The organism is Chryseobacterium sp. JM1 (assembly GCF_000737715.1).
Taxonomy (GTDB): Bacteria; Bacteroidota; Bacteroidia; order Flavobacteriales; family Weeksellaceae; genus Chryseobacterium.
This window is the reverse complement of sequence record NZ_JPRN01000005.1, coordinates 426,600-439,420: the sequence shown is the minus strand read 5'-3', so window position 1 is coordinate 439,420 and position 12,821 is coordinate 426,600. Positions and strand designations below refer to the sequence as shown.

The following is a 12,821-nucleotide window of genomic DNA, read 5'->3' as shown; positions in this document are numbered from 1 at the left end:
ATCGAAAATTTTCAGCAAGGGTGACGATGAGATTGCTTCGTTGCTGTGCTCCTCGCAATGACAACGGTATACAATTTTATCGGAGATAAAATGCTTGCGCCTTTAAAACAATATGTTTGTGAATTATCCTTTGCGTCGTTGCATTTTAAACTATTGAGCACGAAAAAAAAGTGTTTTTTATAGCTCTGTTTTTTATCATTCCATTACGCTCCGATTCTCTGCTTCAGATCATCTGCACCACCTGTTTTTCTAGGTTGTCCATTTTTAGATGAACCGAAATTGTACGTATAAGAGATCGTTGCTACTCGGGAATCTCTTTTTACCACGAAGTTTTCTACATAATTATTAAAAGTGGTCTGTGCTTTCGGATTGCTCGTAAAGAAGACATCATTGAATGAAAGCTTCAGAACACTGTTGTTTTTGAATTTCTTCTGAGCTCCGATATTCAGATACCAGTTCGGCTGTACATCCATATAGGCATAGACTTCTCTCGCACGGTAGTTTCCGGTCAGTTCAGCGGTAAAACCATTCCCCAGTTTAAATGAATTGATACTGTTGAGATTGAAGGTGAAATTCCCTTTGTTATTGATCTGCGTTCCTGAAACATTTCCGGTATAAGATCCGTAGTAGAAATTCGCGCTGTTGTTCATATCCCACCACTTCGTCACTTTCACGGGAGCGATCAGATACAGTCCTAAATAGGAAGCAGAACTTAAATTTTCATTGGTCTGAACGGTAATATTTTCTCCGTTTTCAAAGACAGGTTTGATGACATCTGTAATGTTGTTATCTGTTTTGCTATAACTTAAAGTGGCGAAATATTTACTGTTTAGGCTATACGTCAACTCATAATTCATCGTGGTCTGTGGATTCAGCTCCGGGTTTCCGGCTTTGTAAGTCGTAGGATCCAGATAGAACTTGAATGGATTTAACTGATTATAGCTCGGACGTGTAATCCTTCTGCTGAAATTGATTTCCAGATTATTTTTATCCGTTATATCATAAGAAAATACGGCACTTGGAAAGAGTTGGGTATAATTCTTTTTGTTCACCTGATTGGTCGTAAGCTGGGTTCCTGTTACGTTTGTATTTTCAGCTCTCAAACCAAATGTAGCACTGAATTTATCCCACTTTTTAGAAGCATTTCCATACACCGCATTGATGTTTTCCTCATAAATAAAATGGTTGGTTTTATTAAGATCCAGTTCCGGAACGCCTGAGCTTGCATTAAAGAATTTCAGGTCATTGTCCGCTTTCACAAAGCTGGTTTTGATTCCTGCTTCCAGTTTCCATTTGTTTTTCAGATTTTTTGTTACATCAGATTTTAAAGAATAAATATTTAGATTTCCGCCGATGTCACCTTGTAGAATATCAATATTAGTAAGGTTTCCGGATGCTTCGTAATTTCTTGTTTCAAAATTTTGGAGTGAGGTATTCGAATAATTAATAAAATCAAAATCAGTCGTGATTTCCGAACCTAATGAATCAATGGTGTATTTATGATTCAGGTTGAATGAAACGTTTTTCCAGTGATCGCGAGAGCGGTTCTGGGTGGTAAAACTACCGTCAGGTTGATGGTCATTTCCCAGAATCATACTTGAATTGTCACCTTTCGGATCAAACCTATTGCTTATAAAACCAACGGAAAAGCCCAAAACATTTTTATCATTCATATAATAATCCATTCCTGCTTTTGCAATATGATTTCTGAAGTTGAATTTCAGAAAATTATCCTGCAGATAAGCTTTCTCGAATGTCCCATTGGTGTAGAAATTTCTGTCTAAAACCAAATGATTATAAAATTCTCTGTACGCAAAGCTGTAATTCGCAAAAACATTCACCTTCTTATTCCGGTGGTTGATGCTGAAACTGTTGTTGTTTTTAATGAATTTTCCAGTGCCCAGAGCAGTGGAAACGCTTCCGTTCGTTCCTTTTCGCTGGTCTTTCTTGAGCTTGATATTAATAATCGAAGTTCCTGCTGCATCATATTTGGAAGACGGATTGGTAATGAACTCTATTTTATCAACGGTTGAAGAAGGAATTCCACGCAGATAAGCTGCCAGGTCAGATCCCGTCATGGGAGTGTTTTTTCCGTCGATTTGTACCAGAAGATTTCCTTTTCCCCGGAGACTGATGTTGTCATTGCTGTCTACATTCACGCCCGGAGCTTTTTCCAGGACTTCAAAAGCAGAATTTCCCGTGCTGGCAATGCTATTTTCAACATTGAGGATCATTTTTCCATCCTGTCTTTCGATGTAAGGTTTCGTCTTGGTAATGGTCACTCCCTCAATAGATTTAATATTGAGATCAATAGGAGAGAGCGACTTGTTTTCCGCGATTTGAATCATGTCAGACTGATAGACTTCACTGCCGTTTCTGTTAATCTTTAATTTGTAATTTCCTGTTTTAAGATCACTGAAACTGAATTTTCCATTCTGTTCTGCAATTTCTGTTTTGACTAATGCATTTCCGGAGTCAAACAGATTGATTTCCAACTGCTCGGTTTTCTCACCACTGATCGTTCCCGACAATGAAAAATTTTGCACACTCTGTGCCGAAAGCAGACTGCTGAACAAGGTCAGCGTCCATGCCAATAGAAGTAAAAATAGTTTGGCCATTGTTTTATTTTTTAGTGTTTTTTACAGTTTTCTGATATTTTAAGGAGGGCATTGTTCATGATTTCCATTTCTTCTTTTGAGACATTCTGCAGGGCGGTTTTCCGGTTGCCTTCTACCAGTTTCTGAACATCTTTGATGATCTTTATTCCGGATTCGGTGACTTCAAGATTGGTTTTTCTGCGGTCTTCCGCATGGGTTGTCCGGATAACATATGCTGATTTCACCATCAGATCAATAATCCTTGTTACTGAGGCATTGTCCTTAAAAACCAGATCCCCGATTTCGTTCTGTGTAATTCCCGGATTTTCCAGAACAGCTTTGATAATCAGCCACTGATCGATCGTGATCGTGAAACCATTAGCCTTAAGCTGACGCTGTGCATAATTTCTGTATGACCTGATTGCTTTATCTATATGGTAGAATATGATTGAATTTAATTTTTCCATGTTTTCCGTATTAAATTTAAAATGATTAATCAATTATTGATATGTCAATTAATTTGTAGTAATGGTTTTTATTTTGTTACAGATTGGTGAAAATATTATTTGTATAAATCCAAAAAACTGCATGAGCTGCAGTTTAATTAGTAATAGAAAAAGGAATCTGCTTTATCTGTGTAATCTGCGTGAGCTCATTATTTTCTCGCAAATCACACAAATAAAGCAGATCTTTGTGGATGAAATTGATGAAGATGGAATGTTTTACAATGTTTTGAAAAGCCTGTCTATCTGATTTCTTGTATTTGCATCCGGAGAGACTTTATAAAATTCATTAAGCAGATCCATAGACGAAGGCTTCTTAGGATACTTATTGTTTTGAAGGAAATTTTTTAACGCTTCATTCACTTTTTCTTCCCCGATCAGTTCGCTTAATTTGACCATTGCTACAGCGCCTTTGGAATAGGCAATATGAGCCATATCTCCTGTCACTCTGTAGATCGGGCGGTTTTCAGACAGACCTTTTTCGTTGTCGTAAATCTGCTGATGCATAGCGATCCTCTCCTTCATTCTTTCCTTGCCATGCATTTTTTTGTAAAGCATCATTTCCGTGTACATCGCAAGTGTCTCGGAAAGCATGACCGCTCCTTCTCTGTCATCCGGATTGATCTGGCTGTTTCCCCACCACAAATGAGATAGTTCATGTCCGGCCAGTTCATTGATGACATCCTGTTCTTTATCAGCGTGGATATTGGCATGGAAAATCATATCCTCAGGCATAAATATCGCCGATGGATAGGCTGTTGCTGCAAAACCTCTGGTGAAAGAGGAGATTTCAGCAAAATTGACCGTTTTAAAAGGATATTTCCCAAAATTCTTTTCACAGTAATCCAGTGTAATTTTTGCATTTTCAAGAAGATGAGCTGCGTTTTCGAAATGCTTTTTATGATAGAAGATATTTACTGTGATATCTTTATACAAAACACTTTTCACCTTATACTCTGCAGAAGAAACCGCAAACCTGAACGGAATACTTTCCGCTTTGTACTGAAAATAGTTTCGCCCCGACTTTTTCCATTTTTTAACCAGATCTCCGGTGCCAATAACGGTCTGATTACCTTCCGTGGAAACCGTCATCTCTAAATTGATAAAATCCTTTTTAAAAACTTCCGGAGCTTCCGGTTTTTTCAGCTCTGCGAGTTTTCCCAGGTTGTTTTTCTTCCGTAGCTGCTCATCCTGAATTTCTTCATCTTTCTGATACCCGATCACAGGATAATATCTGCTGATCCGCATAAAAGAACCGTTTTCTATCACCGCATTGAAAGACTGATGCCCGTTAACCGAATACCATTTATAAGAAAGCTTGAAGTTAAGGTGAGCCATTCCACCGGGTTTAATGGCTTGTTTTAAATGAACCTCGGAAATGTTTTTATTAATTTTCACAGTCTCGGAACCTGTCTGAAAAACAGCAGATTCTGTCATAAGATCAGGGTTGAAATTAATAAAGACCTTATCAATGGGCTGATCGGTAAAATTGGTCAGGACATATTTTCCTGTAATCCGGTAGGAACTTTCGGAAGGATTCAATGTAATCTCAGTGATAACATCAGTGATTTCCGGCTGAGGTTTATTTTCATACTTCTTAAAATCCTTTTCGTACTGAACGGCTGTTGCTAAGTCTTTCTCTTCATTTTTAGGAATATAACCTTTCATAAAAAGTGTTCCTGAAAAAATGCCTGAAATAAGCAAAACAAGACTGGGAATAAGGGTGATCAGATTCAATTTTTTCGATCTGATTGTTTGATCTATCATCCATAAAAATGAAATGATTCCGGCTCCGAATAAAAGCCTTTCCGCAAAGGCATACATATAAATACCATAACCATTAAAATCACTGTAACTCCCTTTAAAATCTGAAAATATTCTGAATAAAGGATAAGGAATAATCTTCCCGGATGCAGGACCGGCCAATAGAAATACCGCCAGAACGGAAATGCCCAGAGCAATCAATTTATTTCTGATCGTATGATTGATCAGAAGGATGAGTCCTGAGAAAAGAATCAACGGAAATGTGTTGAAAAGAAAAACGCCCAGATAAGCATTCCAATCAATGTGAAGATATTGATACATGGCCTGAAAGACAATCCCCTGAACGATTAAAATTCCGGTAAAAAAGAACAGCAAAACACAGATAGAAATGAAATGCCCCGAGAGTCTGATTTTGGAGAAAAAAGTACTGTCTTCGATCAGCGAAAATCCGGATGAACGGCTTCTCCAATACAGATCGTTGATAAAATAAGCCACAAGAAGAAGTCCGAACAATGGAAAGTTTTCTGAAATAGTGGTTGCCATAAGACCTGAACCAGCATACTTCTGCGGAAGACGGATTCCTTTCTCGATCTCAGCGTACATTTCCATTCCGACGAAGAAAAGCAACAGGATGGAAACGGCAGGAATAGTAATGCTTTTGAAGAGGTAGAGTAAATCAATTTTTGCATAAGAAAGGATCGACTTAAAAGCATTTTTATAACCGAAATTCACTCGTGATAGGGTATACGAAAATGATGATTTGCTTTTAATTTCTGAACTTGAATTTACTTTTTTTACTTTTTGTTTTGAAACAGAAGAAAAAGAAAACAACCGGTAAGTGAGCCAAAGAAATAACAAAGACGCCACTGAAAAAATGATCCTGTTAATGACTAAATATCCCGAAAATGGTACTAATGAAGTGTTTTTCTGATCTACAGAAAGTGTTCTGGCTTCAAAAAAATAGGATGACAATCCAAAAGGGTCCAGTAAGGCAGAAATTTGCTGCGTTTCTATGGATTGAGGCAAACCGCCAGCCATAAACGGGGAATTAGAAAATACCAGAACCACCATGTACAGAACATAGAGTAGAAGTCCGGCAACGACAGCAAGCAGTTTCTTCTTTGCTATTAATGAAATCAGAAAGATAAAGGTGCAGACAAAAAAAGTGTTGATGAGACCAAAAATCAACATAGGATACAGATAATATCCCAAATTGAACACATTCTGCATTTCACTTCCGGTCCGTGTGATCTGACCAATGAGGAAACCAAGCATTAAAAAAGAAAAGCTGAAGAAAGTCTGCAGGAAATAGGTGCTGAATTTTCCGCTGAGATACGTCCATTTAGAAAAAGGAAAGGAAAAGAGTACAAGATCAAATTTTGAATCCTGGTCCTTAAAAAGTAACTGTACCGCATAAATAACCGCTATAAATATGATGGAAAGACTCAGCATTCCGGTCATAAAACCAATGGTGTACGGTGAATTGAGATAGATTCCGTCTCCAGCCGTAAGATTGAACTGGCTGCCGCAGAAAATACCAATGCCTGCTAAGAGTAAGGCGATAAGATAGGCTGGCCAGTGCTTGGTGATGCGTCTGGCTTCAAATAAAAATAGGGCGTTCATGGCTAAGGTTTTTGAGTGAGTGTACGGAAGTAAACGTGCTCCAGAAGCGGACTGACTGCGTTGAAATCTTTCGGCTGGTCTTCTGAAAATACGGTAATATGGAGCTCTCTTTCAATCAGCTGGCGGCTGATAATTTCATGGCTGGAAAGGTAATGGTCCAATTCGTTTTTGTCGATGGGTTTGGACCAGATCCTGTCTTCCAGTTCAGAAATCAATTCTGCGGGTTTTCCTTGTCTTAAAATCTGTCCGTTATTCATCACCGCCATTTCTGAGCACAGATTTCTGACATCTTCCACCAGATGGGTCGAAAGAATGACGATAACCTCCTGGCTGATGTCATTCAAAAGCGAGTTAAAGCGGTTGCGTTCTTCAGGATCAAGGCCGGCCGTTGGTTCGTCTACGATAATGATCTTAGGATTTCCCAGGAGTGCCTGAGCAACACCAAAACGCTGTTTCATTCCCCCTGAAAAAGTATGAACTTCTTTCTTCCTGAAATCTGAAAGATTAACTTTTTCCAGCAGGCCGAAGATCTGTTCTTTGCGTTCTGTACGGTCTGTGATCCCTTTTAACACAGCAATATGTTCCAGAAGATCATACGCGGAAACTTTCGGATATACTCCAAAATCCTGTGGAAGAAATCCGAGGTTTTGTTTAATGTAATCGGGATCTTTTGAAACATCCTTTCCGTTGAAAATAATATTTCCGGAGGTCGGTTTTTGCAGTCCCACAATGGTTTTCATTAAAGAGGATTTTCCGGCACCATTCGGACCCAATAATCCAAACATACCGTTCCCGATGTCGAGCGATATGTCTTTAACCGCTTGAAAGCCATTTTTGTAAATGAGGCTTAAATTGTTGATAGATAAAGTATTCATATGATAAGGTTTGGATAATAGAAGGGTAAGGCAGGCCGTTGTGGTTGCTTGTGTATAGATATGAGATTTCAGATATCAGACGTCAGATTTTAGGCTGATAGAATGTCAATGGTGAATTTGAGAGCCAAGAGCCAAGAGCCAAGAGACAAGATTTCAGATACAGGACGATAATTCATCAGCTTAATGACTAACAACTAGCAACAAGCAACTGACAACCAAAATTCATCCTCAAACTCTCAAACACGAAACCTATTCCCTAAACTCCAAAATATCTCCGGGCTGACATTCCAGAATTTTGCAGATGGCTTCCAGGGTATCGAAACGAACCCCCTTTGCTTTGCCGGTTTTAAGAATGGATAGATTAACAGGGGTGATTCCTAATTTTTCTGCCAGTTCTTTACTCTGCATTTTTCGCTTGGCTAGCATGACATCTAAGTTGACTATGATTGGCATTATATAAATAGGTCTTGTTCGTTTTGCAAATGTAGTCCTTGCTTGAAGATATTCGCAAGAAACAGACAGAAAATTCCAAGCATGAAATGGATAAACACCAATCCCCAGATCATACTTTCTACTTCCACAAAGAAACTTGCTAGGATGACTATGGGGAGTGGAACGAAAATATTATACAGGTAAAATCGCTTAAGCTGAAGTATATTTTCTTTTATAAACAGTTTTGACTGGAAAAATACTTTGAAAACTTTCGCCGAAAGCCAGAAAAAAATCCCGTAGGAAATTAAAACCAGTAAGAATGAAAAGATGATGTACGAATAATTACGTTCAATATTTAGAAACGGCTGTTCTGTAAAAGGATAGTTGATATGCAAAAACATATTATCCTTATACGGAGTGATGGCATAACCGGTGAGCAGGCATACAATTGAATAGACAAAAGTGATCAGATACCCCGCCGAGAGCACAATACAAATGTAGTACAGGATCTTCGCAATAATTTTGGTCTGGTTCATGGCAATAATCATTTAACTATTGCAAATGTATAATTAATTATCGTAAAACAATAATTATTTTAAATAAAAAAATATTTAGTGAATCCCAAATGGAATTTGAAAATCAAAAAATATGCTTTGTTTAACGCGTTTTTTGCCTAAATTTAAATGATAAAATTATTTCTCATGGCATACAGTATTGAACTGGCGGACAGAGTTCGTGAACGGCTTTCGGAAATTCCTGATCTTGAGATTAAGGAAAAGAAAATGTTCAGTGGATTAGCATTTTTGGTCAATGATAAAATGTGCATTAATATAAGCCATGATCAACTCATGTGCCGTTATGACCCTGATCTGGAAGAGGAAGTTTCAGAAAGAACAGGTTTTCTTCCCATGATCATGAAAGGAAAGCAACTTAAAGGATATTGCTATGTGGAACCTGTAGGATTTCAAAAACAGGCTGATTTTGAGTACTGGATAAAAATATGTCTGGATTACAATGCAGTAGCCAAAACGTCAAAGGAAAAATAACCTTAATATTCCTAATTTTTTAAAACCATTAAGGTGAAATTGAGATAAACCTGTTTGAATTTTTTTGTTGGAAAAACGCGAAGGATCGCAAAGAAATTTGAAAAGATTATGCTTTAAGGCGCTAGGATTTTATCTGCGATAAAATTGTAGACCGCTCAATAAAAGCCAATGGACTTGCTGAAAATCTCTGATTTTCTTGCGCCTTAAAATATCCTCATTTTAGTTCAGCCTTTGCGCCCATTTGCGTTTTTCCAACTAATAAATATCTGGCTGTATAGTTTCAAGACTCTATTAGGAAGGTTTGAAATTTTAAATATCAATTGAATACATGTAGACGAAATACTTTTTCTATTTCACTGTTGAGGAAAATAAACCTTTAAACAACTTCTTATTAAGAATATTAAGATTGATCACTGGCAGTATAATTTTTCACGTATTTCTATTAAGATTTTTTCCATCTTTTTTATATCCGGACTGTCGGGAAGCAGAGAAGTTGAATGCTCGTGTTCTATAGATTCTATGAGATCTTCAGCTTTTTGCATTACTTTTTCATAAGACCAGTTTCCGGCTTTAATATCAAGTAATTCCTCCCTGTTGTCTACGCGGATCTGTAAAGAGCTTGTTTTAAAAATATGCTCACACGACTGCAAAAGACGGACGGTGTGCATCATATTCTTGCTGTCATAATTCTGGCCATGCTGCTGATTGACGTTGTAGCGGTCTTCATTGCGTTCAGACACCCATTTCCAGTATTCCTTATAGTCTTTGCAATAGGTGGAGTAGGCGTCGAGGTTACATGAAAGATAAGCTATGGGTTTTTCATCTTTAGGAACGGAAGACAGAGAAACCTGATTGGCTTCTTCATGCTGAATAATTCCTTTATAGCCCAAAGTTCTGGACTCATCATAAAACACGGCGTGCATTCCTTTTGTATTCCCGATGCTGATCAGTCCACATTTTTCCTGAATTTTTCCGTTGTCGGAGAGCCATTTTTTCAAAGGAACCGATCCCTGATTTTCAAGAATATGGCAGAAATCCAGAACAGATTTTCTTTCTTTATCGATGGGATTAAGAATCTTTTTATTGAGACCTTTTGCTTTTTTGATCTGCGATATAGCGTACCCTGCAAAGGTATCTTTACATAATTTAGATAAAAAGTCTTCCGTACGCAGCAAATCCATCAGCGGATCTTTGTGCAGGATATATTCTTCCGGACTTGCGAGCATTTCCAGAATATTGGGGTTGTTTTTCTGCAGAAGTTCTACAAATCTTCCAATCTCGTAATAGGTGATATCATTGGTTTCATTAGAAATCTGCGGGATATAATTCAGTCCGAAAAAATCTTCTTTCGGCAGATAATAAACCCCACGGATATCCGTATCCGAATTTTCTGTAGCCAGCCCGAAAGCGCGGCTGCCGGAGATGGCTTCGAAGAGGATGAGGTTTTGGGTTTTTATGCCTGAAATTGTCATTTTAATTAATTTAAATATTTTTTTATTTCAAACTTAAATAATTCTGGTTTTGATAATAAATATTTTTCAAATTTATTACTATTTTTTGTACTTAAATTACCGTTCCGATCCAACAAAAGATTTGATATTTGGTCATCTTTTATTAATTCAGAAACACAACTAATACTTAATCCAAAACGAACTAAATTAATTGTTGTTTCGTCAGTTGTACCATATATTATTTTTAGATAATAATTGTTTGTAATAATTTTGAAATCGTTCAAAAACGAAATTAACTGAGTTAATTTATAACCAACAAAATCTTCTTCGATCTTCAATTTTACAATTGCTAAATTTATCAAATCGACATTTTCAACAGATAAATTGACATAAACTTTTTGTTGATATCTTTTTTTATCATCATTATAAACTGATACTCTTCCTGATTCTTCACTTGTTAATTCGCCATAACTAACACCAATATAAAGATAAGGATCATCTGTTTTTGATTTCTTTTCAAAATAATCTTTTGTTGAGATAATTCTTTGATTTAAATGAAGATGTTGTGTGACATATATATAATTATTATAATAATTTCTAGCTTTTTCTTCGTTAAGACGGGCTATTTCAAAATCAGCAATATTCTCAGCTTGATTTTTAATAAATATGTTAAAAATAATATCTACAATTTTATCTTCTGTATTAAACTTATAAGTTTCAATATTCTCACTGATTATATCAATGCCTAAATTAATATCTTTATAATAATTAGTTATAGAATTTTCTATGCAATATCTTTTTATTTTTTCAAATTTATTTTTTGGTTCTTCTAAAATAAAATCAGAAAAATCATTTAATTTTTTATCATCTAATTTTTGTTTTTCCTTTTTTTCTACTTTATTTTCACCCGAAAATTGTAAATTTTCAATATCATAATTTTGAGATAAAGGATTCTCAATAGTATCTCTAACTTTTTCCTTATTTAAAATTTCTAAAGTACTTTTCATAGAATTTTTTCCTTGGAACTTATCATGATCTAAAAAATGTATTTTAGATATTAGTTTATCTATATTACCATTTTTAAAAATAAAATTAAGTCTGTTAGCTCTGCCGATAAGATTTATCAAATCATTATAATTAATATTTTTTCTACCTACTCGATTATTTGTTATAAAAATTGTTTCAATTGGCATATTTATTCCCTCAAGAACAACCTTATTAGCAATTAAATATTTGATACTATCAATTTCTTTATATTTACTTTCTATATATTCTTTAATTATATTGGGAATTTTACCATGTAAATATATTATTCCTTTTTGTAAGAATTTAATAAGTTTAAAATCTTTATGAACTTCCTTTTTTAAAACCTCAGAGATTTTCATAATCTCGTAATCCTCATTTCTTAGAAAATCAAGATTACGATACAGGTATTCAGCAAATTGTTCTATGAGGGGTGGCTTATTTTGGTAAAAGAAATTTTTTCTTAGTAAATTCTTTTTAATATATTCAATATAGATAAGTTTAGTATCAATTAAATACCTTTCTCCTGAAAATCTATCGAAGAAAAAGCTTTGCCTTTCTGTAAAATGAAAAAGTTCAAAACTTTTAAAATCATGATTGATTTTTCTTACCGATATTTCATCTTTTGATGTTTTGATTATTTTTAAATTATTTGAAGATTCAATTAACGGGGATAAATAAATTATTTTATGATTATTGTTTCTTTTATAGTTTAATTGTACGACTCGGGCTAATATGTAACTTCTTACATCTCTTCTTAGAATATTATGTGCTTCATCAATAAATAGTATATCAAAACAATGTTTTGCATTTTTATTTAAAATACGAGTAGCTCTTTCTTGAGTTAATATTCCAATAAAATTTTCTTCACCATTATACATTTCATCGTGTAAAACCAGTTTATAATCTTTGGAAAGCTCTTTAAGGTCTAAATATGTTTGAACAAGTAGTGATTTTGTAGGAACAATTACAGCTACTTTCTTTGGTTTATTAATTTTTATGTATTCTTTTATTATAGAACTTTTTCCATAAGATGTAGGAGCTATGTAAGCAATTTCATTCTTATCATGATTTATGATCTTTTTTCTCGAATTATTTTGCTCAAAACTTTCTATGTAACCCCGCTGTAATTCATAGTCTTTCTTAAAAAAAGTATATGTGAATATATCTAATAAAACATTTTTATTTTTTAAACTTGATGCTTCTTTTTCTAATTTTAAAAGAGTTCCAATTATCGGATAAAACCCTAATTGAATTGATATATCATACAAAGGTTGATAAGTATTATAAGATAGACAATATTTTAAAATAATATAATAACCAATTTTAAAAAATGATGAATATCTTTTATCAGAATCGTATAATTGAAAAAATAATAAAGCACATTTTAAAATAAATTCTTTTTCATCAATATTTAATTCTTTGTTCAAGCAGAGCTTCTGAAAAATGTTTTGAAAGTCCTTATTATTTCTAAGGTTACGTAATTGCTGTATATCTTTTTCCATAA

9 protein-coding genes are annotated in these 12,821 nt (G+C 34.9%); 1 reads left to right on the top strand and 8 read right to left on the bottom strand.

Translation table 11 applies throughout. The features are described from left to right. Positions 1–203: 203 nt before the first annotated feature. From IW22_RS11640 to IW22_RS11615, 6 genes are all read right to left on the bottom strand, one after another. Complete coding sequence (locus IW22_RS11640) at positions 204–2,618, bottom strand: TonB-dependent receptor (RefSeq protein WP_034726703.1); 2,415 nt, start codon at positions 2,616–2,618, stop codon at positions 204–206. A gap of 11 nt (positions 2,619–2,629) precedes the next feature. Next, positions 2,630–3,064, bottom strand: a complete 435-nt coding sequence (locus IW22_RS11635) for a MarR family winged helix-turn-helix transcriptional regulator (protein WP_034726701.1) — start codon at positions 3,062–3,064, stop codon at positions 2,630–2,632. 255 nt (positions 3,065–3,319) lie between these two features. Continuing rightward, a complete protein-coding gene (locus IW22_RS11630; RefSeq protein WP_034726699.1) occupies positions 3,320–6,487 on the bottom strand; it encodes an ABC transporter permease/M1 family aminopeptidase in 3,168 nt (1,055 codons plus the stop codon). A 2-nt stretch (positions 6,488–6,489) separates the two neighbouring features. Then, entirely contained in the window at positions 6,490–7,362 is an 873-nt protein-coding gene (locus IW22_RS11625) for an ABC transporter ATP-binding protein (protein WP_034726697.1), read from the bottom strand. A gap of 249 nt (positions 7,363–7,611) precedes the next feature. Beyond that, positions 7,612–7,815, bottom strand: coding sequence for a helix-turn-helix domain-containing protein (locus IW22_RS11620; RefSeq protein ID WP_034726695.1), 204 nt, complete (start codon positions 7,813–7,815; stop codon positions 7,612–7,614). Beyond that, positions 7,815–8,330: a DUF2975 domain-containing protein gene (locus tag IW22_RS11615; protein WP_034726820.1), complete on the bottom strand. Its 516-nt coding sequence runs from the start codon at positions 8,328–8,330 to the stop codon at positions 7,815–7,817. Before IW22_RS11615 ends, IW22_RS11620 begins: the two co-directional genes overlap by 1 nt. Before the next feature lie 165 nt (positions 8,331–8,495). Between IW22_RS11615 and IW22_RS11610 the strand changes: the two genes are divergently transcribed. Next, positions 8,496–8,840 carry a TfoX/Sxy family protein gene (locus tag IW22_RS11610; RefSeq protein WP_034726692.1) on the top strand — a complete coding sequence of 115 codons (345 nt, stop codon included), beginning with the start codon at positions 8,496–8,498 and terminating at the stop codon, positions 8,838–8,840. A gap of 410 nt (positions 8,841–9,250) precedes the next feature. Here IW22_RS11610 and IW22_RS11605 read toward each other — a convergent pair whose 3' ends face one another. Both IW22_RS11605 and IW22_RS11600 read right to left on the bottom strand, forming a co-directional pair. Beyond that, complete coding sequence (locus IW22_RS11605) at positions 9,251–10,312, bottom strand: DNA polymerase beta superfamily protein (RefSeq protein ID WP_034726689.1); 1,062 nt, start codon at positions 10,310–10,312, stop codon at positions 9,251–9,253. Between the two features lie 5 nt (positions 10,313–10,317). Further along, the gene (locus IW22_RS11600; RefSeq protein WP_034726687.1) at positions 10,318–12,819 is read right to left on the bottom strand and encodes a DEAD/DEAH box helicase; all 2,502 of its coding nucleotides are present in this window, start codon (positions 12,817–12,819) and stop codon (positions 10,318–10,320) included. Positions 12,820–12,821 lie beyond the last annotated feature (2 nt).